At 65.6% G+C, this 26506-nt stretch carries 23 protein-coding genes and 1 pseudogene; 14 read left to right on the top strand and 10 right to left on the bottom strand.

What is annotated here, in order from left to right; translation table 11 throughout:
- Positions 1 to 436: 436 nt before the first annotated feature.
- Positions 437 to 844 (top strand): annotated as a pseudogene (locus tag IPU70_RS09235) (transposase); the annotation flags it as partial.
- A gap of 204 nt (positions 845 to 1048) precedes the next feature.
- Here the strand turns inward: IPU70_RS09235 and IPU70_RS09230 are convergent.
- From IPU70_RS09230 to IPU70_RS09220, 3 genes are all read right to left on the bottom strand, one after another.
- Positions 1049 to 2476: an aspartate aminotransferase family protein gene (locus tag IPU70_RS09230; RefSeq protein ID WP_207466684.1), complete on the bottom strand. Its 1428-nt coding sequence runs from the start codon at positions 2474 to 2476 to the stop codon at positions 1049 to 1051.
- A gap of 15 nt (positions 2477 to 2491) precedes the next feature.
- A complete protein-coding gene (locus IPU70_RS09225; protein ID WP_207466682.1) occupies positions 2492 to 3781 on the bottom strand; it encodes a lysine N(6)-hydroxylase/L-ornithine N(5)-oxygenase family protein in 1290 nt (429 codons plus the stop codon).
- Positions 3782 to 3920: 139 nt separating this feature from the next.
- Entirely contained in the window at positions 3921 to 4127 is a 207-nt protein-coding gene (locus IPU70_RS09220; protein WP_242702398.1) for a (2Fe-2S)-binding protein, read from the bottom strand.
- A 22-nt stretch (positions 4128 to 4149) separates the two neighbouring features.
- On the opposite strand from IPU70_RS09220, the gene IPU70_RS09215 reads away from it, so the two are divergent.
- The 5 genes from IPU70_RS09215 to IPU70_RS09195 all read left to right on the top strand — a co-directional run bounded on the left by IPU70_RS09215 (position 4150) and on the right by IPU70_RS09195 (position 7755).
- Positions 4150 to 4704: a penicillin acylase family protein gene (locus IPU70_RS09215; protein WP_207466678.1), complete on the top strand. Its 555-nt coding sequence runs from the start codon at positions 4150 to 4152 to the stop codon at positions 4702 to 4704.
- A gap of 4 nt (positions 4705 to 4708) precedes the next feature.
- Entirely contained in the window at positions 4709 to 5227 is a 519-nt protein-coding gene (locus IPU70_RS09210; protein ID WP_207466675.1) for a penicillin acylase family protein, read from the top strand.
- A 160-nt stretch (positions 5228 to 5387) separates the two neighbouring features.
- On the top strand, positions 5388 to 7049 hold the full coding sequence (locus IPU70_RS09205; protein WP_207466673.1) for a cyclic peptide export ABC transporter: 1662 nt from the start codon (positions 5388 to 5390) through the stop codon (positions 7047 to 7049).
- Between the two features lie 224 nt (positions 7050 to 7273).
- Complete coding sequence (locus IPU70_RS09200; protein ID WP_207466671.1) at positions 7274 to 7519, top strand: hypothetical protein; 246 nt, start codon at positions 7274 to 7276, stop codon at positions 7517 to 7519.
- 29 nt (positions 7520 to 7548) lie between these two features.
- On the top strand, positions 7549 to 7755 hold the full coding sequence (locus IPU70_RS09195; RefSeq protein ID WP_207466669.1) for a hypothetical protein: 207 nt from the start codon (positions 7549 to 7551) through the stop codon (positions 7753 to 7755).
- A gap of 49 nt (positions 7756 to 7804) precedes the next feature.
- Here the strand turns inward: IPU70_RS09195 and IPU70_RS09190 are convergent, their stop codons facing one another.
- Positions 7805 to 8590, bottom strand: coding sequence for a 3-oxoacyl-ACP reductase (locus IPU70_RS09190; protein ID WP_207466668.1), 786 nt, complete (start codon positions 8588 to 8590; stop codon positions 7805 to 7807).
- Positions 8591 to 8608: 18 nt separating this feature from the next.
- On the bottom strand, positions 8609 to 9412 hold the full coding sequence (locus IPU70_RS09185) for a FadR/GntR family transcriptional regulator (RefSeq protein ID WP_013393250.1): 804 nt from the start codon (positions 9410 to 9412) through the stop codon (positions 8609 to 8611).
- 250 nt (positions 9413 to 9662) lie between these two features.
- Here IPU70_RS09185 and IPU70_RS09180 point away from each other — a divergent pair, with 250 nt between their 5' ends.
- Positions 9663 to 11099 (top strand): aldehyde dehydrogenase family protein, encoded by a 1437-nt coding sequence (locus IPU70_RS09180; RefSeq protein WP_207466993.1) that lies wholly within the window; start codon positions 9663 to 9665, stop codon positions 11097 to 11099.
- Between the two features lie 92 nt (positions 11100 to 11191).
- The gene (locus tag IPU70_RS09175) at positions 11192 to 11896 is read left to right on the top strand and encodes a riboflavin synthase subunit alpha (protein ID WP_207466667.1); all 705 of its coding nucleotides are present in this window, start codon (positions 11192 to 11194) and stop codon (positions 11894 to 11896) included.
- Between the two features lie 33 nt (positions 11897 to 11929).
- Here the strand turns inward: IPU70_RS09175 and IPU70_RS09170 are convergent, their stop codons facing one another.
- The 3 genes from IPU70_RS09170 to IPU70_RS09160 all read right to left on the bottom strand — a co-directional run bounded on the left by IPU70_RS09170 (position 11930) and on the right by IPU70_RS09160 (position 15333).
- Complete coding sequence (locus IPU70_RS09170; RefSeq protein ID WP_207466666.1) at positions 11930 to 12451, bottom strand: 2'-5' RNA ligase family protein; 522 nt, start codon at positions 12449 to 12451, stop codon at positions 11930 to 11932.
- A gap of 63 nt (positions 12452 to 12514) precedes the next feature.
- Entirely contained in the window at positions 12515 to 14008 is a 1494-nt protein-coding gene (locus IPU70_RS09165; protein WP_207466665.1) for a M81 family metallopeptidase, read from the bottom strand.
- A 23-nt stretch (positions 14009 to 14031) separates the two neighbouring features.
- Complete coding sequence (locus IPU70_RS09160) at positions 14032 to 15333, bottom strand: MFS transporter (RefSeq protein ID WP_207466664.1); 1302 nt, start codon at positions 15331 to 15333, stop codon at positions 14032 to 14034.
- Positions 15334 to 15539: 206 nt separating this feature from the next.
- On the opposite strand from IPU70_RS09160, the gene IPU70_RS09155 reads away from it, so the two are divergent.
- Together IPU70_RS09155 and speG are read left to right on the top strand one after the other, a co-directional pair.
- Complete coding sequence (locus tag IPU70_RS09155; RefSeq protein WP_207466663.1) at positions 15540 to 16454, top strand: LysR family transcriptional regulator; 915 nt, start codon at positions 15540 to 15542, stop codon at positions 16452 to 16454.
- Positions 16455 to 16511: 57 nt separating this feature from the next.
- Complete coding sequence (gene speG, locus IPU70_RS09150) at positions 16512 to 17096, top strand: spermidine N1-acetyltransferase (RefSeq protein WP_207466662.1); 585 nt, start codon at positions 16512 to 16514, stop codon at positions 17094 to 17096.
- Between the two features lie 60 nt (positions 17097 to 17156).
- Here speG and rtcR read toward each other — a convergent pair whose 3' ends face one another.
- Positions 17157 to 18770 carry an RNA repair transcriptional activator RtcR gene (rtcR, locus tag IPU70_RS09145; RefSeq protein WP_207466661.1) on the bottom strand — a complete coding sequence of 538 codons (1614 nt, stop codon included), beginning with the start codon at positions 18768 to 18770 and terminating at the stop codon, positions 17157 to 17159.
- Between the two features lie 207 nt (positions 18771 to 18977).
- Here rtcR and IPU70_RS09140 point away from each other — a divergent pair, with 207 nt between their 5' ends.
- The 4 genes from IPU70_RS09140 (at position 18978) to rtcA (ending at position 23968) form a co-directional block, all read left to right on the top strand.
- Entirely contained in the window at positions 18978 to 20540 is a 1563-nt protein-coding gene (locus IPU70_RS09140; protein WP_207466660.1) for an RNA-binding protein, read from the top strand.
- 285 nt (positions 20541 to 20825) lie between these two features.
- Entirely contained in the window at positions 20826 to 22049 is a 1224-nt protein-coding gene (locus IPU70_RS09135) for an RtcB family protein (RefSeq protein WP_059374487.1), read from the top strand.
- 39 nt (positions 22050 to 22088) lie between these two features.
- Positions 22089 to 22907, top strand: coding sequence for a nucleotidyltransferase domain-containing protein (locus IPU70_RS09130; protein WP_207466658.1), 819 nt, complete (start codon positions 22089 to 22091; stop codon positions 22905 to 22907).
- 17 nt (positions 22908 to 22924) lie between these two features.
- Positions 22925 to 23968, top strand: coding sequence for an RNA 3'-terminal phosphate cyclase (gene rtcA / locus IPU70_RS09125; RefSeq protein ID WP_207466656.1), 1044 nt, complete (start codon positions 22925 to 22927; stop codon positions 23966 to 23968).
- A 12-nt stretch (positions 23969 to 23980) separates the two neighbouring features.
- On the opposite strand, the gene IPU70_RS09120 is transcribed toward rtcA, so the two are convergent.
- On the bottom strand, positions 23981 to 26443 hold the full coding sequence (locus IPU70_RS09120; protein WP_371818892.1) for a heavy metal translocating P-type ATPase: 2463 nt from the start codon (positions 26441 to 26443) through the stop codon (positions 23981 to 23983).
- Positions 26444 to 26506: the final 63 nt, after the last annotated feature.

Below are 26506 nucleotides of genomic sequence, written 5' to 3'. Positions count from 1 at the left end.
TCGATCTCGCGCTCGGTAATGGATGAGCGGGGGTAGGACGCGGGCGTTACTGCCGTGGCGGCTGCTGAGTTCGTTGATCAGTCCTCTGCGCAGGTACGTGGTCTGGACGACGCGTGCCGTCGTTGAGGCGATGGCCGGCTCTTCTGTGTAGTCCAGGCAAGCCGGACGGCGTGCTTGAATAGCGATGCGGCGGCAAGCATCTGTTTATGGGGGAGTGGGGTCTGTGGTCTTTCATCGAGAAGTCGAATGGAATGGGATGTTTCGTGGCGCTACGCTGCCACAAGCATGTATCTAGACGTAATCAGCGTGGGCTTGTTTAGCTATTCCCGGTGCGGCAACACGGTGGCGCTGGGAGGGGATGGCTGGCTGTCTGAGCTTCGGGATCTATCCGGGATTTTGTGTCCGGGGCATATGATGAGGACCGAAGATCATGGATATGCCGATGAAGAAGAAACGCACAGCCGCCGCTCAGGCGGCGGCCCGTGGGCCGTTGCCTGAAGTTCCGGCCGAGTTGCTGGATCATCTGGTCAAAGGACCGATGACGCCCAGCGAGGTTCAAGACCTGTTCCGGTCGTTCCAGAAGGCAGTGATCGAGCGGACGATGGCCGCCGAGATGAACCTTCATCTGGGGTACCGGCCAGGCGGAGATAAGCCTGAAGGCCAAGACGACGAACGCAACGGCGCCAGCGGCAAGACCCTACTGACCGAGCGTGGCCCAGTGCGCGTCGAGCTTCCCCGCGACCGGGATGGCTCCTTCTAGCCGATCCTGATTTCCAAGCACGAACGGCGCTTCACCGGGTTCGATGACCGGATCATCGCGATGTACGCCCGAGGTATGAGCGTGCCGATTCCTCGGCGTGGGCGACTCCTGCGACTGCGAGGCTGAACAGGCAGGCCTGGAAGGCTGGGAAGAAGGGGAGAGTGGTACGGAAGGGATTTCTCTCGCGTGATTGCTTCTTTGTGGCGCAGGCATGGTTGGGATGGTTTGCCTAGGTAGGAAGACCTTTGTGCCTATCGGGAGGATAGGGGGCGGCAAACCTTGCCTTTTCTACTGGAGTGTCGTTGCGTGTTGCAGAGCAACCGCGAAGATCTCGAGCACATGGTCGATCTGGCGCTCGGTAATGATGAGCGGGGGCAGGAAGCGGACGACGCTGCCGTGGCGGCCGCCGAGTTCGATGATCAGCCCTCTGCGCAGGCATTCGGTCTGGAGGGTGCGCGCAAGCGTTGGGGCTGCGGCTGGTTTTCCTGTGTAGTCCAGGTTGTCTTCGGGATTGATGACTTCAACGCCGATCATCAAGCCGCGGCCGCGTACGTCGCCGATTTGAGGGAAACGATGCTGCAATTGCCTGAGTCCGTTGGCCAGTCGATCTCCGACCTGGCTGGCGTGTTCGTGCAACCCCTCGGAACGCAGGAAGCGTATGGTCGCGGAGCCGGCAGCCATCGCCATCTGGTTGCCGCGGAACGTGCCCGCGTGCGCTCCAGGTTGCCACTGGTCCAGGTCCCTTCGGTAGACGACCACGGCCAGGGGCAGGCTCCCGCCGATGGCTTTCGATAGCGCCAACACGTCCGGGGTGATGCCGGCGTGCTCGAAGGCGAACATCTTGCCGGTACGGCCGAAGCCGGATTGGACTTCGTCGACGATGAGGGGGACGCTGGCCTTGGTGCTGAGCTCTCGTATGCCGCGCATCCAGGCTTCAGGCGCGGGGATGACTCCACCTTCACCCTGGACCGCCTCGAAGATCATGCCCGCCGGTTTCGGCACACCGCCTTCGGGGTCATTCAGCACCGTTTCGATGTAGCGCAGGCCGGCCCGGATGCCAGCATCGCCGCCCAAACCGAATGGGCAGCGGTAGTCATAGGGGTAGGGCAGGAACTGTACCCCTTGCTGGATCGCGTTGAGCGGCTTCTTGGGTCCAAGACTGCCCATCAGGTGCAGGGTTCCTTGGGTCATGCCGTGATAGGCGCCGTGGAATGCCAGCATCGTTCCGGAGCCGGTTGCGGTTTTCACGAGTTTCAGGGCGGCCTCGACCGCGTCGGAGCCCGACGGGCCGCAAAACTGCACCTTCGCGTCGCGCGCGAACTCGGTTGGCAGGGTGTCGAGGAGGTCCTGAACGAAGCGGTCCTTGACGGGCGTGGTGAGGTCCAACGTGTGTAGGGGGAGGCCATCCCTCAGCACCTGATGGATCGCGTCAATGACGACCGGATGGTTGTGGCCCAACGCTAATGTTCCGGCGCCGGCCAGGCAATCGATGAATACCCGGCCGTCCACGTCTTCCACATAGATCCCATGCGCCCGCTTGAGCGCCAGTGGCAGGCGGCGGGGGTAGCTGCGCGCGTTGGATTCGCGGGCGGCCTGCCGTTCCAGGAGCGCATTCGAAGCCAACGTATAGGGATGGTTCAGGGCGTTGTGCCGAATCGCAAGCTCTTCATCCGGAGTGGGGAGCTTGCGGGTTGAGGTAGCGACTGAAGTAAGCATCACCTGGTTCCTGGTTCAGAGTGCGCCAGCTACTGCCCGATGCTCAGCAGGCTGCGTTCTTGCCAGCATGGCAGTCCCGATCTCTCCCGTGCGCACTGCCGTCACGGACAACAGCGTGTCGCTCAGTCCGTGTGTCAGTTCGCTGGCGCCCTGCAAGAAGATGGCAGGATGGAAATCCGGAGAAGTCTTGACACGGTACTTGCGGTCGACGTGGAAATCGCCGAGCTGGGGAGCCAGGGCGGCGAGTATGGACTTGTGCTGCTGGCGTTCGTAGCCGGTGGCCAGCACGACTGCGTCATAGCGAACGGTGCTGCTTTGTCTGTCATTCAGGTCGTTGAGAGTCAGGTGGACGCCGTCTTCATCGGCGCGTGCATCCCTGATTTCGTGGCGAGGCAGGATCCGGTGCCGCGCCTGCGCCTTGACCTTTTGCTCGTAAACAACCTTGAAGATCTGCTGGATCAGGTCGAGGTCCGGGCTGGCATAGTTGGTATGGCGGAACTCGCGCAACAACTCCTGACGCTCGGCCGGTGTTCGGCTATACATGTGGTCGACGAAGTCGGTGTTGAAGATTTCGTTGACGAAGGGGCTGTCGTCGGACGGTTTGATGGCGCGGGCGCGCATGATCAGATCGACTTGGGGAGCGCCGGGTCGGCCGTGGAGGTCCATGAATATTTCCGCGGCGCTCTGGCCGGCGCCGATGACCGCGATTTTGCGGGCGTTGGCGTTGGTGGCGATACTGTCCAGGTAACTGTGGGAATGGAAGAGCCGGGGGTCGTCGCGGAAGCGACGGAAGCTCTCGGGGATATGGGGGCTCCCGCCTATGCTTACCACCAGGTTACGGGCCAGACGTTCGTGGACGTCTCCGGCGTGGTTGCGTGAACGCACTCGCAGCAGGCGAACTGCGCCGCCTTGCTTCTCCGGCAGGACCTCGTACACGGTTTCGCCATAGGCGCAACGGTCTTCAAATTGGGCCGCGGCCCAGGCGAAGTAGTCGTTGAATTCGTGGCGGCTTGGGAAGAAGGTCTTGAGATTGATGAAATCCTGCAGCCGCCGTTTCTCGTGCAGATAGTTGACGAAGGTGTAGCGGCTGGTCGGATTGCGCAGGGTGACCAGATCTTTGAGGAAGGAGACCTGCATGTGCGCATGATCGAGTGCCATGTCCGGGTGCCAGGCGAACTGCGATTGCTGTTCGATGAAGAGCGAACTGACGCTCGGGGCTCCGTCATGTCGGTGTTCCTCCAGGGCGATGGCCAGGGCGAGATTGGACGGACCGAAGCCGATACCGATGAAGTCATGAATGGCCAATGACGCACTCCTAGTTCAGATTGGACTGGCACTGCACGGGGGCCAAGTTTGGCGGCAAGCGGACCAGGAGGCCGGGTTGCAGATATCTAGACGGTGAGCGCAGGAGTTTGTTTAGGAGCTGGGCCAGCGGTCCGCGGCTTCAGCGGTGATTAGTCTTGATGACCGGCTTCGTCGCACTCCTGTGTTCTGGCTCCAAGGGACAAGCGTCGCAATAGCTTTGGCCGGGCAAGCGATAGAACAGGCAACATTGGCGGTGGAGGTGGATGGGCGCCGCGGCGCCATTCTCCACGCGCAGAGAGGTGCGCCGTCGACCGAAAAGGGGATTGGGGCTGCCGTCCGGACGCATGGGAAGCTGCAGCAGGATTTGCTTGTCCTGGGCGACGTGTTCGGCGCTACCGGTCAACTTTCGCATCTTCCGCAATTTCTTCTACTGGAATCAGGCGAAGTCCCTGGATGACTTCATCGATCTCCAGCGCCGGGAGGCGGCTGTGCCATGGGTCAATACCGTGGCCATAGGCCGGGGCGAGCACGGCGCCGACGGCCGGGTATGGTACGCCGACGTGGGCGCGGTACCCAATGTCCCGGACGAACTGTGCCAGGCTTGCGCGACGCCGCTGGCGGCGGGTTTCGCGAGTGTGGATCCGCTGACGCCGGTCCTTGACGGCAGCCGCTCGGATTGCGATTGGTGGCTCGATCCGGCCGCGGCGCAGGCGAGGGCCATGCCGGTTGCGGCGATGCCCTGGCTGCTGCGCAAAGACTATGTGGCCAATATGAACGACAGCTATTGGCTCAGCAATAGCCGCCAGCCGCTGGAGGGATATCCCGCGTTGCTCGGCGGCGAGCGCCGGCCGCTGGGGCTGCGGGGAAGGCTGTGGGCACCGCATCGCGCTCGACTTGATCCAGGCGCGGATGGGGTCGGCTGAAGCCTTGAGCAAGCGCCTGATGCGGGAGGTGTTGACGCCCCGCGCCTATTCGGCCGTGTTGTTCAAGGATGAGGTGCTGACGCAAGCGTGCGTCCTGCCGGAGGGTGAACTGGATGCCGAAGCTCTGGCGGCAGAGGCGGGGCCGAACGGATTGCTGCAGGGGGCACCGGCACCGCGTACAGTCGATATAGGTCGGGCGTGCGACATCCTGCGCCGCTGGCAGAACAAGGCGGACGGCAATGATCGCGGCGCCTTGCTTTGGGAGGCGCTCTGGGCCCGACTGGAACAGATCCCGGCAGAGGAACTTTATGGCGTGGCCTTTTCCAGCGATGCGCCCCTGGATACCCCCGGCAGGCTGCGCGCGGGCTTGGCTGCGGCGGCCAAGGCATTGGCAGCAACGGCGCTGGAGTTTAGCGACAAGGGATGGCCGCTGGATGGGGCGCTGGGAACGCGTCGCTATGTGGCCAAGGAGGAGGAGATCGCGCGCGATCCTGCCTTGGACCGGTTGCGCTTGCTTCCTTGAGGTCGGCTTGGCGATGACGGGACGACATTGCCGCGATCAATCGCGGCAATGTCGTCCGCATGCCTGCTTGCCTAAACAAGATGGACGGCTGGTCCGTCTAGATGTGGGACTGTGTGCATGGTGCCCGCATTCCTTCCTATCCCCGTCCGAGGCGATCCCCTTGCTTTCCTACCTGATTCGACAGTCGCGCAAGCTGCTGGCCGCCGCGGCAGTGGCCAGTGTCGCCAACGGCGTGTGCAGCGTGCTGCTGCTCACGCAGATCAATGCGGCCTTGACCGCATCCACTTCGGCTGAGCGCGCGACGCTGGCTTGGCGCTTCGCCGCGTTTGCGCTGGCGGCCATGTTCAGCCAGATGCTGGCTTCGGTGCTGTTCGAGCGCCTGAACCAACGTGCGCACGCCGATCTCCGGCGCTTCATCTCCGCGCGCGTGATCGCGGCGGACTACCGGCGGCTGGAGGAGATCGGCGGCCCCAAGGTGCAATCGGCCTTGTCGGAGCACAGCGCGCGGGTGGCCGACTTCTTCGTGAGTTTCCCGACAATCCTGGTCAACGCCATCATCGTGGCGGGGTGCCTGGCCTACATGGCCTGGCTGTCCTGGCAGGTCTTCCTGGCGGCCGTGCTGGTCATCGGCCTGGGTTCGCTGGGCTATCACCTGGCGCATCTGCGCGCGATCCGGCATCTGGACGTAGCCTCCAAGGAGCAGGATCGCCTGTTCGGCCATTTTCGTTCGCTGATCGAAGGCGCCAAGGAATTGCGCCTGCATGCCGCCAAGCGCCGCCGCTTCTCGGACGATGTGCTGGGCCGCTCGATCGAGACGGTGCGACGCGAACGCGTGCTTGGCATGTCGATCTTCCTGGTCTCATCCGCCTGGGGCAATTTCCTGCTCTACGGTTTCATCGGGCTGACGCTGTTCGCGCTGGTGGGCGATGTGCCCGACCGGGCCAGCATCGTGACCGGTTTTGCGCTGATCTTCGTCTACATCGTGGGGCCCTTGGAAAATTTGCTGATCGCCTTGCCGCGCGCCAACCTGGCTCAGGTATCCGGCGCGCGCATCGACGAGATCACGGCGCAGCTCGAACACGATGAGGGCGAGGCCGCGCCTGTCGCGGCAGAAGATTTGGCCAGTCTGACGCTGCGTGGCGTTTGCCACCGCTACTACCACGAAGGTACCGACGACCTGTTTACCCTCGGGCCGATGGACCTGGATTTTTCCCCGGGGCAGATCACCTACCTGGTCGGGGGCAATGGCAGCGGCAAGACGACGCTGGCCAAATTGCTGGCAGGCCTGTATCGGCCGGAGCAGGGTGCCATCCTGCTCAATGGCGCGCCGGTGGACGACGCCAACCGTGATCGCTATCGCCAGATCTTCTCGACGATTTTCTCGGATTTCTACCTATTCGATCACATGCTTGACGCCGCCTCCTCCGAACTGGACGTGCAAGGCAACGCCTTGTTGGAGAAGCTGCATCTGCAGCACAAGGCACAGGTGCGCGACGGCGCCTTCACCACGCGGGCCTTGTCGCAGGGACAGCGCAAGCGCCTGGCGCTGGTGGTGGCCTATCTGGAGGATCGGCCCTTCCTGTTGTTCGACGAATGGGCCGCCGACCAGGATCCGCTGTTTAAGGAAGTGTTCTACCGCGAGCTGCTGCCGGAGCTGCGGGCTCGCGGCAAGGCGGTGCTGGTGATCTCGCATGACGACCGCTACTTCCATCTGGCCGATCGCCTGATCCGGATGGAAAACGGTCAGGTCGTGGCAGTCGAAACTCCGGCTGGATGCAAGCCGGTGAAATCGGCACCCGCCGAGCTGGCCGCCGCGCAATAAGAGGTGGGAGGCGGCCGGCCGGCGGATGCGGCCGTTCGTCCGCATCACCCAGATAGTTTATGTGTGAATGTTTATTTCCGCGAAGCTCGCGGCGGCCTGCCGGGGATGATCGGCCCAGGTTGAGAGCGGTGGATATACAAAATGTTCTATTTCTTGCGGTTTTCTAATGCCTGAGACCTGATGTGGCGTCTACGCTCCCTACAGTTCCCTGAACGGAGAGGAGTATGAAGCCCCTTGATTTGGATCAGATTTCTCCTGGCGTGGCTGGCATTCCCGGTGCCCCCATCGTGGGGTGGCTGCTGGATGGGCCGCAACCCGAGTTCACTGATGTCGTCAGCGTCGCCCGCCAATGGATGGCGGATGGACGGCGTGTGTCGGAGGTGGTGCGGGCGCACGACTATCAGGGAACGCCCAAGATGGGTCCGGGACGCAGCGTGATGCGCGCCTGCGCCATCGCGGGCCGGCGCTGAGGCGCGGGGAGAAAACAATGAGAACCGGCGTGATCAGGCTGAATGGCCACCAACTCGAATACGAACTCAGGCCTCTGGCGGCGCAGCAGGGCTACGAGGCCTGGGTGCGCACCGCGCCAGGCCGCGCATGGACGCGGATAGGCGTAGGCGATTCCGCCTTCGTGACCGAGGACGCCGCGCTCAAGGGCATCAAGTACGCGGCCGTCGAAATCAGCGCCAGGCGCTTGCAGGCATAGCGCCGCGCGCCCACCAGAAAGACGCGGCGCCAGCCAGGCGCCTCATCGCTCAGCCCTTCACCAGTCCGCCGTCGACGATCAGGTTCTGCCCCGTCACCGCGCGCGACCAGGGGCTGGCGAAGAACAGCACGGCGTCGGCGAATTGCTCAGGCGTGGTGACCTCGCGCAGCGGCGTGCCGGCGGCAATCATGTCGAAGACCGCGTCCGGCGTGGCCGCCGAGGCGTCGGTGGTGCGCAGCAAGCCGCCCGAAACCATGTTGACGGTGATGCCGTCGGCGCCGAGCTCGTGCGACAAAGTGCGGGTGAAGGCCAGCAGCGCGGCTTTCGCCGCAGTGTAGTCGTGGTATGGCACTACCGGGTTCTGGACCAGGTTGGTACCCACGTTGATGATGCGTCCGCCGCCTGCGGCGCGCATGCCGGGCAGGGCCGCCTGGGTGGTGTTGAGCGCGGCGCGCACGCTGCCTTCCAGCTGCGCGTTCATCTGCGCCCAGTCGAGCGCGCCGGCATGCGGGCGGGCATCGCCATTGAACTGGAAGGCGGGCAGGGCGTTGTTGACGACCGTGGCCACGGGCTGGCCGAAATGCGCGCTGGCCTGCGCGAACATGGCCGCGACGGCGGCCGGATCGCGCACGTCGGCTTGCAGCGCGAGGGCGCGGTCCGGCGCGCTGGCGGCCAGGGCCTGCGCGCGCTCGGCGCTGTTCAGATAATTGACGATGACCTTGGCGCCTTCGCGCAGGAAGGCGCGCGCAATGGCGGCGCCCAGGCCGCGGCTGGCGCCGGTGACGATGACGAGCTGCTGGTTCAGGTCCAGGGACGGGCGTTGCTGCGATGACATGTAGTTAAGGCTTCCTGCTTAGTGTTCCGAGCCGCTGTTGAGCATGCGGCTGCGGGCTTTTTCGATATGGGCGCGCATGACGTTGCGCGCGCCTTCGGCGTCCTGCTCCTGGATCAGCCGGTAGATGTGGCGGTGTTCCTCGATGGCGGCTCGGGTGCGCTTCCAGGGCTGGCTGTGGACCAGGTGGCGCATGACGTTCACGGCGTGGCTGACGTCGTACTCCAGCGACTTCAGCACCTGCACGAAGCGCTGGTTGCTGGTGGCTGCGGCAATGGCGCGGTGGAATCCGTAGTCGTGGTGGTGGGCGATGGCGCCGGAGGCGTCGGCTTCTTCGTAGCCGGTCAGCATGCGGTCCATGTCGCGCAGGTCTTCGTCGGTGCGGCGCAGGGCGGCCAGGTAGGCGCATTCGGGCTCGATCACCATGCGCAGTTCCAGGCCTTCCAGGATGTGGCCGACGCGGCGCGCGGGGTCCACTGCGGGCATGCCGCCCATCAGGTCGGGCTTGGCGCGCACATAGCTGCCCGAGCCGCGGATGGAATCCACCAACTGGTCCTCGCGCAGCCGGTCCAGCGCCTGGCGCACGACTGGCCGCGAGACTTCGAACAGGGCCGCCAGCTCCAGTTCCGTGGGCAGCTTGCTGCCAGGCGCGATCTTGCCGGTGGCGATGGCATAGAACAGGCTTTCGTAGACGCGCTCGGCAAAGCGTTCGGCGCGCACATAGCCCAGGCCCGAGGCCACTTCCGCCAGCACGTCCAGTTCGGGACGGGGGCGGTTCACGGCTTCCAGCAGCGATTCAAGCTGCGGATCACGGACATTGCTCATGGGCGCTCCTGCTCTATCTATATACCCGGGCTTGTCAGTCGCCGTGACAAATCCGGGGTGGCGTTAAGCCACTGAATTATTAGGGATTACCCCAGGTGAACAGAAAATATCCTGACCCTTGGGACAAAAGCTGTCAATTCAATTGACAAGTTAAGAGCCGCTCCCGTACCTTGGCTCGAAACCAGAACGCGACTCGCGCGCGACGCCAATTTCCCGCAACCGGCCGTCCGGCCGCTACTTTACTCCGCACATCGTGACTCAGAAGAACTTTATCGCCAACCAATGGGTGGAAGCCGCCACCGGCGCAACCATTCCCGTCCTGAACCCGTCCGATGGCGCGCCTTTCGAGGCGATCGCGCGTTCGACCGCCGAGGACGTGGACCGCGCCGTGACCGCGGCGCGCGAGGCTTTTGAAGGCGAGTGGGGCCAGATGGCGCCCGCCGCGCGCAGCCGCCTCTTGATGCGCATTGCCTTCGCGCTGCTGGACCGCCAGGAAGAGCTGGCGCAGCTGGAATCGGCCGACACCGGCAAGCCCATCAAGCAGGCGCGCGCCGACGCCGCCGCCGTGGCGCGCTACTTCGAGTTCTATGCCGGTGCGGTCGACAAGCTGCACGGCGAGACCATTCCCTACACCCCGGGTTTCACCGTGCTGACGGTGCGCGAAGCGCATGGCGTCACCGGCCATATCGTGCCGTGGAACTACCCGCTGCAGATCTTCGGCCGCAGCGTGGGCGCGGCCTTGGCCGCAGGCAATGCCTGCGTGGTCAAGCCAGCCGAGGATGCCTGCCTGTCGCTGCTGAAGCTGGCGGAAATCGCCGCTGAGGCAGGCCTTCCGGCCGGCGCCCTGAATATTTGCACGGGCTACGGCCATGAAGCCGGCGCGGCGCTGTCCGCGCACCCTGGCATCGACCATATCTCGTTCACGGGTTCGCCGCAGACGGGCAAGATGGTGGCGCATGCCGCCGCCGAAAACCACGTGCCGGTCACGCTGGAACTGGGAGGCAAGTCGCCCCAGATCGTGTTCGACGATGCCGACCTGGACGCCGCCATGCCGGTGCTGCTGGCCGCCATCATCCAGAATGCGGGCCAGACCTGCTCGGCCGGCAGCCGCGTGCTGATCCAGCGCGGCGTGTACGAGACCGTGCTCAAGCGTCTGTCCGAGGCCTTCTCGGCCACCGTGACCGGTCCGGCCGCGGCCGACCTGGACGTGGGGCCGCTGATCAACGCGCGTCAGCAGGACCGCGTGCGCGGCTTCCTGGCCGAAGCCGAGGCCGAAGGCATGAAGGTCGCCGCCCGCGGCCAGCTCAAGGAAGGCACGCCCGAGGCCGGCTTCTACCAGCCTCCGGTGCTGTTCCGCGACGTGCCGCCCAACAGCCGCCTGGCGCAGGAAGAAGTCTTCGGGCCGGTTTTGGCCGCCATGGTGTTCGACACCGAGGAAGAGGCGCTGGCAATCGCCAACGGCACGCTGTATGGCCTGGTGGCCGGCGTCTGGACCCGCGACGGCGGCCGCCAGCTGCGCTTGGCGCGCAAGCTGCGCGCCGGCCAGGTGTTCATCAATAACTACGGCGCGGGCGGGGGCGTTGAACTGCCCTTCGGCGGTTCGCGCCAATCGGGCTATGGCCGCGAGAAGGGCTTTGAAGCGCTGTACGGCTTCACCACCCTGAAGACGATCGCCATCCGCCACTGATCCTGGCTTGCGGGCAGCGGGGCCCCTGGCAAAATATCGGTTAACGTTGATGTTTTGCTTCAGGGGCGCGCCGCCCCGCATTCAGGATCCGTATGTTCACCGGTATTGTTCAAGGCACCGCGAAGATCGCCAAGATCGCGGATCGCGAAGGCCTGCGCACGTTCACGCTGGATTTCCCCCCTGGTTTTTGCGAGGACCTGGCGATCGGCGCCAGCGTGTCGACGGATGGCGTCTGCCTGACCGTCACGGAAATCCTGTCCGAGAACCAGGCCACCTTCGACGTCATGCTGCAAAGCCTGGCCATCACCACGCTGGGCAGTTACCACGAGGGCGGCCGCGCCAACGTCGAGCGGGCCGCCAAGGATGGCGCCGAGATCGGCGGCCACCCCTTGTCCGGACACGTGGATTTCACCTCCGAAGTCGTGATGGTGAAGTCGTCCGACACCAACCGCCTGATGCGCTTCAGCATCCCCGAGGCATTCCGCAAGTACGTCTTCGCCAAGGGCTATATCGCCATCAACGGCGCCAGCCTGACCGTGTCCGAAGTCAATCGCGTCGAAGGCTGGTTCGAGGTCTGGCTGATTCCGGAAACCCGCCGCATGACCGTGTTCGAGGACAAGCAGGTGGGTGATTTCGTCAACATCGAGATCGAGCGCAGCACCCAGGTGGTGGTCGATACCGTGCGCGAAACCGTGCAGGAAAGCCTGGGCAAGCTGCAACCGCTGCTGGAAGCCATCTTGAAGGAAAAGGGCCTGACGCTGGAGGATTTCGTCAGTCCGCAGGCCAAGCTGAAGTAGGCCGCCGCGCAGGGGCGGGCGCGGTCCCGCCCTTCAGCCGGAAAGGCGCGCCGACATAAGGTCGGTGATGGCGCCGTTTTCCAGGACCGCCATCGTCAAGCGGTCGACCGAACCGCGGATGTCGAGTCCGTTGCGGTTCAGTTCGTCGCACAGGGACTTCATCAGCGTCCGGTTGGTGGACGACCCCAGGGTGATGTGCGGCACATAGGGGAGATCCAGGCGCAAGGTCGGCGCCAGCACCTGGCGGTACAAGGCGTCGTGCAGGCGCGCCAATTGGCTGTGGCCTTCGTCGGGGACCAGGTGCACATACGCATGCGCCGCATCCGCGCCCAGCATGGCGTAGCGGCAGACGAAGTCTATCGGGCCGTGCAGGCGGGCGACCTCTTCGAGGTGCAGTTGGTAGGCTTGTTCATCGATGCCCGCGCAGCCGAACGCCATGGTGAAGTGCGCCTTCACCAGCGGGTGCTGGCCGTCATGCTGGCGCCGGAACTCCTCGATGAAATCGGAGTCCGGCGCGCCGAGGCGGGGATAGGCGAGCGTAAAGAGCTTCTTCATGCCGCCAGTCTGCCACTGCGCTGCGTGAAAGCAAACCCCGCCGACGCGCGGCGGGGGCGGCGCTCAATAGGAGAACGGCTTGCCTTGCGGACGCACGCGGATGCCCGGCTGCAGCCGGGTCCAGGGCAGGTCGGCCGGATCGGCCTGCATGGGGCCGGGCGCCTTGGCCACCAGCACTTCGTGGGCGATGGGCTGGAAGTCCGCGCGGAAGTGCACGGAACTCTTCACCACCAGTATCGCCATCTCCTCGGGCTGCACGCCGCCCACGCGGAACAGGTTGCGGTCCAGCATTTGCGACTTGGTGGCGCTGACCACCACCCGCACGCCGCCGATCCGCAGGCCGGCCACCGCCTCCAGGTCCACATCCATGCCGTTCATCATCGGCCCGTCAAAGCGCAGCTTGCCGGGCGACAGGGTTTCGACCAGGAATTCGCCTTCGAAGGCCGAGTCGCCGGCCACGCCGGATTGGCCGCCCAAGCTCAGCCGGACCTTGCTGCCGATTCCGGCCGCTGTGGCCTGGCGCACGGCTTCAGGGTCGCAGAACAACCCTAGCGCGGCGTTTTGCGCATCGGCGTCCACCAGCGCGCGCAGCATGCCGGTGGTGTTGGCGTCGCCGCCCGCGCCCGGGTTGTCTTGCGTATCCGCGATGACCACGGGACGCGATGCGCCCGCCGCCAGGGCTTGCGCGCGGCGCACGGCCTCGGACGGTTCGAGGAAGTCGGGCGACCATTGCGGTTCCAATTCCAGCACGCGCTGGTAGAGGGATTCGGTCACGCGGTCGACCGCCGCTGCGTCGGTGCCGTAGGCCCAGACCACCGGGCCGCACTCAGGGAAGTCCGCCGCCGGAAACCCGGGCGCGAACGAGATGGAGGCCACACCGGGGGTCTGCTCCAGGCTTTCCAGCAGTTCGTACACTCCCTTGGACGGCTGCAGCATCGTGCACATGCCGTTGATCGGAATCAGGAAGGGCAGGCGGCGCTCGCTGCGGCTCCAGTTACCGCCGGCTGCGATGCGGGCCTGCAGCAGGCGCGCCGCGTGTACGCCGGTGTCGGCCATGTCCACGTGCGGGTAGGTGCGGAACGCGGCCAGGCCGTCGGCTTCCTGCAGCATTTGCGCGGTGACGTTGGCGTGCAGGTCCAGGCTGGCGATCACCGGCACGCCGGGCCCGACGATCTGGCGCATGCGCGCCAGCAGTTCGCCTTCGCCATCGTCCAGGTGCTCGGCGACCATGGCGCCGTGCAGGTCGAGGTAGATGGCGTCGTAGCCGCCGTTGCGGGCGGCCTCCAGGATTTCGCCGGCGATCCGTTCATAGGCGTCGCGCGTGACGTGGGCCGAGGGGCTGGCGCCCGCCCAGATCACGGTTTCCACCGTGTGGCCCTGGGCCAGCACCGCGTTGATGAAGCCGCCGGCGGGAATGTTGACCTCGCGCAGCGCCAGCATGTCCTTGCCGCGCACCATGGCCGGGAAGCCTTCGCCGCGCACGAAGTTGTCGTAGGCGGCGAGCGAGGGCGCAAAGGTGTTGGTTTCGTGCTGGAAGCCAGCAACCAGAATATGCATGATCGTTTCCTGTGGATTGGACTTCAGACGCTGGCGGGCGCGGGACGGGGCGGACGGTTCACCAGCAGCAGCAGGGCGCCTGCCACCAGCAAGGCGGAAATCACGTACAGGCCGCCAGCCAGCGTGCCGGTGGCCTGCTTGGACCAGCCGATGATGGACGGGCTGAGGAAGCCGCCGAGCAGTCCGATGCTGTTGATGAGCGCGATGCCGCCGGCTGCTGCCTCTCCTTTGAGGTACTGCGAAGGAATTGCCCAGAATACCGTGTAGGAGGCCCACATGAAGCCCGTGGCCAGCGTGATGGCTGTCAGGGATAGCGCGAATTGCGTGGGCGCGGCGGTGGCCACGCACAGCGATACGCCGGCCAGCAGGGCAGGAATCAGCGTGTGCCAGCGCCGTTCCTGCATGCGGTCCGAGCTGCGCGCGAACCACAGCATGAAGGCGGCCGCGGCGATGTAGGGAATGGCGGAATACAGGCCGATTTCCATGGTGTCCTGCACGCCGGCCAGCTTGAGCAGGGTGGGCAGCCAGAAGCTCACGGCATAGATGCCGCAGATCAGGCAGAAGTACGTCAGGGCCATGCCGTAGATGGCGGGGTCGCGCAGCACCTGCTTGAAGGCATGCTTCTGCTGCGCGCCGCGCGTTTCCAGGTCGGCCGCCAGCAGCGTCTTTTCCTCGGCGCTGAGCCACTTGGCCTCGGCCGGCTTGTCGTCCAGGTAGCGGTAGGCCACCACGCCCAGCAGTACGCAGGGCAGGCCTTCCAGCAGGAACATCCATTGCCAGCCGTCCAGGCCGTGCGCACCCGAGAACGCCGTCATGATCCAGGCCGATACCGGGCCGCCGACGATGCCGCCGATGGGGCCGGCCAGCATCACCACCGCCATGACGCCGGCCATGCGCGACTGCGAATACCAGTAGGTCAGATAGAAGATCATGCCGGGCGCGAAGCCGGCTTCGAACACCCCCAGCATGAAGCGCAGGATGTAGAAGCTCCATTCGCCCTGCACGAACAGCATCGAGGCCGAGGTCAGGCCCCACAGCACCATGATGCGGCTGATCGTGCGGCGCGCGCCGATGCGGGTCAGCAGCAGGTTGCTGGGCACTTCGAACAGGACATAGCCCAGGAAGAAGATGCCGGCACCCAAGCCGTAGACGGCGTCGGAAATGCCGATGTCCTGCTGCATCTGCAGCTTGGCGAAGCCGATGTTGATGCGGTCCAGATAGGCAAAGACGTAACAGAGCAGCAAGAAGGGCAGCAGGCGCCACGTGATCTTGCGGTACAGGGGGGCCAGGCGCGGGTCCGCGCCCGGCGTGGTCGGATGGGGCATTGCATGTCTCCTCGCGCGGGTCTGGCGCCCGCGCTGGCTGGGGTTGCGCCGGAAGCCCTATGGCTTCCGGGCCGCCATTATTGGAAGACTGTGGCGTTCCGAACAATGACCAGGGTGATAAATTATCGTTGCCCTATGGGCAACACTACGGGAAACTCCGGAATCACCCTCAACCGGCGCGATCAAGCGCGCCAGGAATGCGCGCCATGCAGGAAATCAGCCAGGTCCGCCTGAAGTACTTCAACGAGGTCATGGCCTGCGGCTCGATCCGGGGCGCGGCGGACAAGCTCGATACGGCGGCCTCCGTCATCAGCCGGCAGATACAGTTGCTGGAAAAGGAGCTGGGCGTACAGCTGTTCGAGCGGCGCTCGCGCGGGCTGACGCCGACCGAGGCCGCCGACATGCTGCTGGAGTACCACCGCGGCTGCCGCGCCCAGCAGGAACACCTGAACGCGCGACTGCAGGAGTTGCGCGGCATGCAGCGCGGCAACGTGCAACTGATGATCAGCGAAGGCTTCATCGACGGCTTGATGGAGCACGTGGTCGGGCCGTTCTGCATCGAATATCCGCAGATCAATATCAGCGTCAATGTGGGCTCGGTGAACGAGGTGGTCGAGGCGGTGGCTGCGGATGCCGCCCACATCGGGCTGGCCTACAACCCGCCCGTGGACCCGCGGCTGCGATGCCGCGCCAGCCGCAAGCATCCGGTCTGCCTGCTGGCCGGCCGCGGCCACGCCCTGGCCGCGCGGCGCGGGCCGCTGACCATTGCCGACATATTGCCGTACCCGTTCGCGCTGATGTCCGCGCCCTATGGGCTGCGCCAGGCGGTGGACCTGCTGGAATTCACCGAGCGCATCCATCTGACGCCCAGCCTTACCACCAACTCGCTACGCGTGCTGAAGCAGTACGCGATGACGGGAGCGGGCGTGACCTTGATGCCCAACCTGGGCGTGCATCATGAACTGGCCAGCGGAGAACTGGTCGCAATACCCATCGCCCATCCCATCCTGAGCGCGCCCGAATGCCAGGCGCTGCTGCGCCTGGGACGGCCGTTGTCGTCCGCCGCCAACGAGGTCATGCGCCGCATAGAACAACGCCTGCCGGCGTTCTCGGGCGGCTGAGCGCCAGCGCGCCGGGCCGCGTCCGCTTACAATGGGCGCACTTTCGGAGGTATCACCATGTCGGTCGCAACCGATATCAAAATACGCCCCCTGGAGCGTGGCGACCTGCACTTCGTGCACAAGATCAACAATAACGACGTCATCATGCGTTATTGGTTCGAAGAGCCCTACGAGGCCTACGACGAACTGGTCGCCCTGTATGACCGCCACTTGCATGACCAGAACGAGCGGCGCTTCATCATCGAGCACGACACCGGGCAACCCGCCGGCCTGGTCGAGCTGGTGGAAATCGATTACATCCACCGCCGCGCCGAATTCCAGATCATCATCGCGCCCAGCTATCAGGGCCGGGGCTACGCCAAGGCGGCGACCCGCATCGCGGTGGGCTACGCCTTCCGCGTGCTGAACCTGCACAAGGTCTATCTGGTGGTGGACAAGGACAACACCGCCGCCGTGCACATCTACGAGCGCTGCGGCTTCCAGATCGAAGGCCTGTTGAAGGAAGAGTTCTTTTCCAACGGCGGCTACCGCGACGCCTACCGCATGGCGCTGCTGCAGCACGACCATCTGCGCGATGTCGGTCCCGGCGCGCCGGATGCGCCGGTGTTGCGCGACTGGCCGCAGGAAGAGCAGGCGGGCTGAGGCTGGCGTTGGCGCCAGCAAGACGCCGGACAGCGCCTGCTCGTCGCGGGCTGGGCAGGTTCAGCCTTCCCGGCCCGAGACGCTTTCCCAGTTCAAGCCGAATTTCAGCAGATATTTGCGCAGGCGGTCAGCGTCGTTGACCACGGTGCGTTGCGCGCGTGAGCGGTTGTACAGCTTGCGCCCCGCCTCGGACAGCGAGTCCGATTCCCGGCAGATGCCGATGACGGCTTGGAGCTGCAGGCGATCGAACAGGTCCAGGCCGTCGGCCGCGCCGGCGGGCAGCAGCGAGTCCAGGCGCGTCTTGTCGCCGTCGCGGTCCGCGGGAGCGCCACGTTGCCATAGCCAGTTCAGGCGCTGGATCTCGGCTTCCACGAGTTCCAGCGGGATCCGGCCGCCGTCGGCCAGCGTCGCCAGCCGCGTGATGCTGGCCGACAGGTCGCGGAAGTTGCCGATCCATTTGGCCTCCGACGATCTGGCGAATTTCAGGTAGCGCGTGCGCGCTTCGGCGTTGAATCGGACCACGGCGCCGTTTTCCTCGGCGGACCGCATGAGCAGGTGGTCGACGTTGGGCTCGATGTCCTCGGGCCGCTGCGCCAGTCCAGGCAGATCATAGGACCACAGGTTGATGCGCGCATACAGGTCTTCGCGGAAGCGCCCCTGGGCCACGTCCACGCGCAGGTCGCGGTGGGTGCCGGCGATCAGCTGGAAGTCGCTGCTGGTCTCGCGGTCGCTGCCCATGGGCAGGAAGCGCTTTTCTTCCACGGCCTTGAGCAGCATGGCCTGTTCGTCCAGGCCGAGTTCGCCGATTTCGTCCAGGAACAGCACGCCCTGGTGGGCCGTGCGCAGCAGGCCGGCCCGGTCCGCGGCCGCGCCGGTGAAAGCGCCTTTCTTGTGGCCGAACAGCGTCGAGGCGGCGCCGTCGCCGCGCAGCGTGGCGCAATTGACCTCGACGAATTCGCCCTGGACCTGGTGGCGGGACTTCTTCAGTTCGTACATGCGGCGCGCCAGGTGCGACTTGCCCGCGCCGGTGGGGCCGGTCAGCAGGATGGGCGCCTGTGAGCGCACCGCCACCCGTTCTATTTCTTCGATCAGCGTATTGAACGCCTTGTTGCGCGTGGCAATGCCGCTCTTGAGGAATTGCAGCGCATCCTCGCGCGCCTGACTGAAGCGGCGGGCCAGTACGTCGTAGCGCGACAGGTCCAGATCGATCAGCGTGTACTTGCCGGGGCCTTCGCCCGCCTGCTTCCTGGGCGGCGCGGTCTGCAGCAGCACGCCAGGAATGGCGCGCGACTCCACCATCAGGAACATGCAGATCTGCGCCACGTGCGTGCCGGTGGTGATGTGCGCCCAATACTGCTCGCGCTCCGGATCGAAACGATAGCCGCGCGTCCAGTCGTAGAGCGCCGCGTACATCTCGCCAAAATCCCACGGATCGGTGAAGTCCATCGGAATCAGGTTCACGACGGTATCGGGCGACAGGTTGGCGATGTCCTGCTGGATCACCTGGGCCAGTGCCTTGTAGCGTGTCGGGTAGAACAGTTCGAGCCGGTGGATCAGGGTGTCTTCGTGCTGGACCAGCGACACCGTGGGCCGCCATTTCGCCCAGCGGCCTGCGCCCTGGCCTGCATCAAGCTGGGTGCCGAGGAAGCCGATGACGACGTTCTTCTTGTGCATAGTTTTTTATATAAATTACTAGCTTATATTCTATATAAATCCAAAGGATGATGACGCCGGATTTTCTTTCGTTCAGTTATAAAAATAAATTAACTATTAAGAATCAAAGGTTTGAGAAGAATTTTCACGCAGGCTGGCAAAGTTGGCACGCCCTTTGCATATGGAGATGCATAGACGACGAATCGCATGAAAGAAGGAGAACGCTCCATGGTCAACACGCAACTCTTCCAATCCCTGCGCGGCGCGCTGCTGCCGGCAGCCTTGGACGCCAATCAGGAACAGGCCCCGGCCTATGAATTCGGCCCGCGCCATCAACTGGCCCAGCTCGCCGCTACCGGCTGCCTGCGCCAGACGTTCTACGCCCAGGCGCAGGATCAGTTGGATCGCGTGCTGGCGCTGGCCGCAGCCGTGGAGCCGGCCTTCGTGGCCAAGACGGCGATCCATGCCCGCGAATCCGGCCATATGAAGGACATGCCGGCGCTGCTGGCCGCAATTCTGGCCATGTGCGATCTGAGCCTGCTGGCCCAGGTGTTCCCGCGGGTGGTGGACAACGGCAAGATGCTGCGCAACTTCGTGCAGATCCTGCGCAGCGGCGCCGTGGGCCGCAAGTCGCTGGGCACTCGGCCGAAGAAGCTGGTGCAGCGCTGGTTGCTGCAAGCCACGGAAAAGCAGTTGCTGAGCGCGGCCGTGGGCAATGCGCCGTCGCTCGCGGACGTGGTGAAGATGGTGCATCCCAAGCCTGCCGAGGCATGGCGCGCGGCCTGGTTCGCCTGGCTGATCGGCAAGCCTTATGACGAAGCCGCGCTGCCGCCCGCGACGCAGGCGTTCGAACGCTACAAGCGCGATGCCACGGGCGTGCCGCCGGACGTGCCGTTCCAGATGCTGACCTCGCTCGAAATGGGGCCGGCGCAGTGGGCGCAGGTCGCGCGGGCCGGATCCTGGCAGATGGTGCGCCAGAACCTGAACACCTTCGCGCGGCACGGGGTGTTCGAACTGCCGGGTATGGCGAAGGCCATTGCCGCCAAGCTGCGCGATCCGCAGGCCGTGGCCCAGGCGCGGGTGTTGCCGTACCAGCTCATGTCGGCCTTCAAGGCGACGGGCGAGGCGGTTCCGGCGGTGGTGCGGGATGCGCTGCAGGACGCGATGGAGCTGGCGATCGCCAACGTGCCTCGTTTCAGCGGCCGCGTTGTCGTGTGTCCCGACGTATCGGGGTCGATGCAGTCCGCGGTAACGGGCTGGGCCGGGTCGGCGACGTCGGCGGTGCGTTGCATCGACGTGGCGGCCTTGGTGGCAGCCGCTGTGCTGCGCAAGAATGGCAGCGCCCGCGTGCTGCCGTTCGAGTGCGACGTGGTCGATGTGCGGCTGAACCCGCGCGATTCGGTCATGACCAACGCCCAGAAGCTGGCTGAAGTCGGCGGAGGCGGCACCAGCTGCAGCGCGCCGCTGGCTTGCCTGAACCGGGAACGGGCGAAGGTGGACCTGGTGATCCTGGTCTCGGACAACGAGTCCTGGATGGATGCGCGGCGCCAGGGCGCGACCGAAACCATGCGTCAGTGGGAGGCGCTGAAACAGCGCAATCCGCGCGCGCGGTTGGTGTGTATCGACATTCAGCCGCAGGCGACCACGCAGGCGGCGGAGCGTTCCGACATCCTGAACGTGGGCGGTTTTTCCGACACCGTGTTCGAGATGGTGGCAAGCTTTGCCGAAGGACGGATGGGCGCCGAGCACTGGATGGGCGAGATCGAGGCCGTGTCGCTGGGAGTCCAGTAGGCGGCGCAGGCTGCGCCGCAGGAAATTGATGTACCGATTACGCGCGAATGCCGGCAGGACTACATCGGATGCCACGGGGTTCAAATCCCCAGGCCGGGAAACCGGAGCGGGCTACGTCTTGCCAATCTGGTCGCGCATTGTCTTGCTCCGGAGGAGGTTCCTCCGGGGCGGGTTGGACGAATGCGGGCGGGACTACATTCCAAATTGTCCGTCTCGCCCACCAACTAGTCGTCCGTTGCTCGCCTTGTGCAACAGTATTGTCCAATAGAAAAACAGAAGATCAACATGTCGAATCAGAACTACAACGTGGAAGAAATCGCTGGCGGCGTGCCGGTGAAAATGTGGACCAAGGGCGTGCCCGTCGAAGACGACGCCAAGCGCCAGCTGGCGAACGCCGCCCGCCTGCCCATCGTGTTCAAGCACATCGCGGCCATGCCGGACGTGCACCTGGGCATCGGCGCGACCGTGGGATCGGTGATCCCGACCGTCAAGGCCATCATCCCGGCGGCGGTGGGCGTGGACATCGGTTGCGGCATGATGGCCGCCAAGACCACGCTGCGCGCCGAGGACCTGCCCGACAACCTGGGCCCGCTGCGTGCGGCCATCGAGCAGGCCGTGCCGCACGGCTCGGCGCCGCGCGGGCGCCGCGACACGGGCAGCTGGGAGAATCCCCCCGTGTCGGTGGACCAGGTCTGGGCCACGCTGGCAGACGAGTTCGATGCCTTGTGCGAGCTGCATCCGCGCCTGCGCAACACCAACAACCGCAAGCACCTGGGCACGCTGGGCACGGGCAATCACTTCATCGAGGTTTGCCTGGATGAGGCGGGTTTCGTGTGGTTCATGCTGCACTCGGGCTCGCGCGGCGTGGGCAACGCCATCGGCACGCATTTCATCGAGCTGGCCAAGAAGGACGCGCAGCGCCATCAGAGCAATCTGCCGGACGAGAACCTGGCCTACTTCGAAGAAGGCGCCCAGTATTTCGGCCACTATGTGCGCGCGGTGTCGTGGGCGCAGCAGTTTGCATTGCGCAACCGCGAGGTGATGATGGCCAACCTGATCGCGACGGTGCGCAAGGTCATCGCCAAGCCCTTCGAGTCGCACGTGGAGGCGGTGAACTGCCACCACAATTACGTGCAGCGCGAACGCCACTTCGGCGAGGACGTGTTCGTGACCCGCAAGGGCGCGGTCAGCGCCAAGCGCGGTGAACTGGGCATCATCCCGGGCAGCATGGGCGCGCGCAGCTATATCGTGCGCGGCTTGGGCAACCCCGAGAGCTTCGAGAGCTGCAGCCACGGCGCGGGCCGCGTCATGAGCCGCACCAAGGCGAAGAAGATGTATACGGTGCAAGACCAGGTCCGCGCAACAGAAGGCGTGGAATGCCGCAAGGACGCCAACGTCATCGACGAAATCCCGATGGCCTACAAGGACATCGACGCCGTCATGGCGGCGCAGCGCGACCTGGTGGAAGTGGTGCACACCCTGAAGCAGGTGGTGTGCGTGAAAGGTTGACGGAGCGGGGCGCTGGCCCCGTTCCCCAAGGAGAAGACCATGAAGCAGGAAAGCGTCATGAGCGCGCATCCGGTGTCGGACGACATGCGCGCGCTCATCGCCGAGAAACTCGCCGACATCGAGCGCCAGCACCAGGTGACGGTACTGTACGCCTGCGAGTCGGGCAGCCGGGGCTGGGGTTTCGCCTCGCCCGATAGCGACTACGACGTGCGTTTCGTCTACGTGCACCGGCTGCCCTGGTACCTGACCGTGCTGCCGGGACGCGATGTCATCGAACAACCCATCAGTGGCGACCTGGACATCAACGGCTGGGACCTGCGCAAGACCCTGGGACTGCTGCGCGATTCCAATCCCACGCTGCTGGAATGGCTGCGTTCGCCCATCGTCTATCGCGCCGTCGAGCCCTGGGCGCCGCGCCTGCGGGCGCTGGCAGAAGATGAGTTCTCGCTGGTACGCGGCTATCACCATTACGTGTCCATGGCCCGCAAGAATCTGCGCGAGCATCTGTTGGGCGAGGTCGTGCGCTACAAGAAGTACCTGTATGTGCTGCGGCCGCTGCTGGCTGCGCGCTGGATCAGGGATGGGCGCGGCGCGCCGCCTATGCGCTTTGCCGAGCTGGCGAGCGCGACGCTGACCGACCAGGCGCTGCTTGATGAACTCAACGCCTTGCTGGCGGTGAAGATGCGCGCGGGAGAGGCCGCAACCAGCCCGCGCTGGCCGGGTCTGCACGACTTCATCCTACGCGAGTTGGAAACGGCGCAGGCGCACGTTCCAGTCGCGGGCGACAGGCCGAACCTGTCGCGGCTGGATCGGTACCTGCACGATGCCGTCCTGTATTTCGATGCCGGACCCGAGTGATACAGAATTGGAAGCGTATGAAAGTGATAGAAGTCGACGGGGCCGCCGGAGAGGGCGGCGGCCAACTCCTGCGGACCTCGCTGGCGCTGTCCATGTGCACGGGCCAGCCGTTCGCCATGACCCGCATCCGGGCCGGGCGGGCCAAGCCCGGGCTGATGCGGCAGCATCTGGGCTGCGTCAACGCCGCAACCGAGATCAGCGGCGCCTGCACGCAGGGCGCGGAATTGAACTCGCAGTCGCTGAGCTTCGCGCCAGGCAAAGCGCAGGCGGGTGACTACCGTTTCCATCTGGGCACGGCGGGCAGTTGCGGACTGCTGCTGCAGACGCTTTGGCCGGCCCTGATGATGGCGGACACGCCGAGCCGCCTGTCGCTGGGCGGCGGCACGCATAACCCGGCCGCGCCGCCGTTCCATTTCCTGGCGCGCAGCTATGCGCCCCTGCTGGGCCGGCTTGGCGCGCGGGCGGAACTGAACCTGCGCCGATTGGGCTTCTACCCCGCCGGCGGCGGCGAGATTGACGTCTCGATCTGGCCTGCTGCCGACGCGCTGGAGCCGTTCGACCTGACCGAGCGCGGTGCGCCCGGCGTGCGCTACGCCGAGTGTTTTGCGCCGGCCTTGCCGCGCACGGTCGCGCGGCGCGAATTGGAGCATCTGGGCGAGGCGCTGGGCTGGACCGCGGAGCAGCTGCGCGTCGCGCCCGCGCGCCAGCACGAGGGGCCGGGCAACGCGCTGCTGGCGACGCTGGAGCACGAGCATGTTTGCGAGGTTTACACCCGTTTCGGCGCCAAGGGCGTCGGCGCTGAACAGGTTGCGCAGGAACTGGCGCAGGACCTGCGCGGCTATCTGGACAGCGATGCGGCGCTGGGGCCGTACCTGGCGGATCAATGGGCCTTGCCGCTGGCCCTGGCCGTCTGGCGCCGTGGCCGGCCCGCGCGCTACACCTGTACCGAACTGACCGCGCATGCGCACAGCAACTTTGCGGTCATCCAGCAGTTTTTGCCGGTGAGGTTCGCCGCCGTCCCGCAAGGCGCGGGCTGGCGCGTATCGGTCGAGCCCGCCTAGGGCGGGCTGGTCCTAGTGGGCGGCCGGCGCCGCCCGCAACAGCCGCAGGCCGTTCGCGACCACCAGCAGGCTGGCGCCCACGTCGGCGAACACCGCCATCCATAGCGTGGCGTTGCCGGTCATGGCCAGGGCCAGGAATACGGCCTTGATGCCCAGCGCCAGCACGATGTTCTGCACCAGTACGCGATGCGTGGCGTGCGACAGACGCAGAAAGGTGCCGATCTTGCGCAGGTCGTCGTCCATCAGGGCCACGTCGGCCGTCTCGATGGCGGTGCCGGTGCCGGCCGCGCCCATGGCGAAGCCGATGTCGGCGCGGGCCAGGGCGGGGGCGTCGTTGATGCCGTCGCCCACCATGCCGACGCGGCCGCCCGACGCCAGCTTGCTTTCGATGGCGGCCAGCTTGTCTTCGGGCAATTGGTCGCCGCGGGCTTCGTCGATGCCGACCTGCTGCGCGATGGCTTGCGCGGTGGGCGCGTTGTCGCCGGTCAGCATCAGCGTGCGCACGCCCAGGGCGTGCAGGTCCGCGATGGCGGTGGCGCTGGTCGGCTTGACCGTGTCAGCCACGGCGGCCACGGCCAGCACGCGGCTGCCGTCGGTCAACGCAATGGCACTCTTGCCTTGGCGTTCCAGTTCATCCAGGCGCGCTTCCAGCTTGGGGCTGGAGACGCCCAGTTCGCGCATCAGGCGGCGATTGCCCAGTTGGAAGGTGACGCCGTCCAAGGTCGCGCTGACGCCGCGGCCGGGCAGGGCGGTGAAGTCCTGCACGTCCAGCAGGACCGTGCCGGCTTCGCGCGCAGCGTTGGCCACGGCCAGGGACACCGGGTGGTCGGAGCGTGCCGCCAGGCTGGCCGCGACCAGCGTTGCAGGCTGGCGGCTCTGGTCGGACATGTCCCAATCCTGGATGTCGGTCTGTACCGGCTTGCCGTGGGTCAGCGTGCCGGTCTTGTCCAGCGCCAGCCATTTCAGGTTGCGGCCTTCTTCGAGGTACACGCCGCCCTTGACCAGGATGCCGCGGCGCGAGGCTGCGGTCAGGCCGCTGACGATGCTGACTGGCGTGGAGATGACCAGCGCGCAGGGGCAGGCGATGATCAGCAGCGCCAGGGCGCGGTAGATCGCGTCGAACCAGGGCTGGTCCCAGAATACCGGCGGCAGCACCGCCACCAGCACCGCGATGCCCACCACGGCGGGCGTATAGATGCGCGAAAAGCGGTCGATGAAGCGCTGGGTCGGCGCGCGCGCGCCTTGCGCCTGCTCGACGGCGTGGATGATGCGCGCCAGCGTGGTGTTGCCGGCCGCCGCGGTGACGCGGTATTCGAAGGAGCCGGCTGCGTTCACGGTGGCGGCGTAGACCGGGTCGTCCTGCGCCTTTTCCACGGGCAGGCTTTCGCCGGTGATGGGCGACTGGTCCACGGCCGAACTGCCGCTGACGATGATGCCGTCGGCGGCTATGCGTTCGCCGGGACGCACGCGCACGATGTCGCCCACCTGCAGTTTGGCGGCGGGCACTTCCAGCCATGCGCCGTTGGCCTGGCGCACGGTGGCGGTTTCCGGCGCCAGATCCAGCAGGCCGCGGATCGCGTTGCGCGCCCGGTCCAGGGAGCGGGCTTCGATCAGCTCGGCCACGTTGAACAGGAACATCACCATGGCTGCTTCGGGCCATTGGCCGATCAGCACGGCGCCGGTGACGGCGATGCTCATCAGGGCATTGATGTTGAGGTTGCCGTTGCGCACGGCGATCCAGCCCTTGCGGTAGGTGGTGATGCCGCAGGCCAGGATGGCGGCCACGGCCAGGGCCGCGGTGACGCCCAGGGGCCAGCCGGCGAAATGCGACAGTTCGGACAGCGCGGCCAGGACACCCGCGCCCCCGATCATCCACCAGTTCACGGGCTTGGCCGCGGGGGCGGGCGTGCCGGGCGCGTTGTCGGCCAGGGGTTCGGGCGTCATGTCCAGCGACTTGATGGCGGCCATGACGCGGTCCAGCGCGCCTTCGGCGTGCACCACCGTCAGCACGCGCTGCATCAGGTTGAAGTCCAGCGCATGCACGTCGGCCATGTTGTCCAGCTTCTTGCGGATCAGCGTTTCCTCGGTGGGGCAGTCCATCTGGCCGATGCGCAGGCGCGCCAGCGACTGGCCCGGGCCGGCGCTAAGCGTGGCTGCGCCGGCGCCCGAGACGCTGAAGGGCTGGCCGTCGCCGTGGCCGCAGCAGGCGTCGCCGCCGTGATCGTGCTTGTGGCTGTGGTCATGTTTGTGATCGTGGGCGTGATCATGGCCGGCATGGTCGTGGCTGTGATCATGGCCCGCGTGGCTGTGATCCGCGTGACCGTGGCCCGTGTGGTCGTGTCCGGCATGCTCATGTCCGGCAGCGGCCCGGGCGTTCCGGGCGGGAGCATCGTGTTCATCGTGCGCGCAGCAGCCGCCGCCGCCGCCTTGCCCGGCGGGCATATGTTCGGGTTTTTTGACCGGAGGTAAAGACATCGTCCTCTGCCTTGAAATAAGCTGGTGACGCTATTCCACACCTTGGAGTTACTATAGGGTCAA

Origin of the sequence: Achromobacter sp. SD115 (assembly GCF_017355315.1) — a bacterium.
In the GTDB taxonomy this organism is placed as follows: Bacteria; Pseudomonadota; Gammaproteobacteria; order Burkholderiales; family Burkholderiaceae_B; genus Achromobacter; species Achromobacter xylosoxidans_B.
This window is presented reverse-complemented; position numbering and strand designations above follow the sequence as displayed.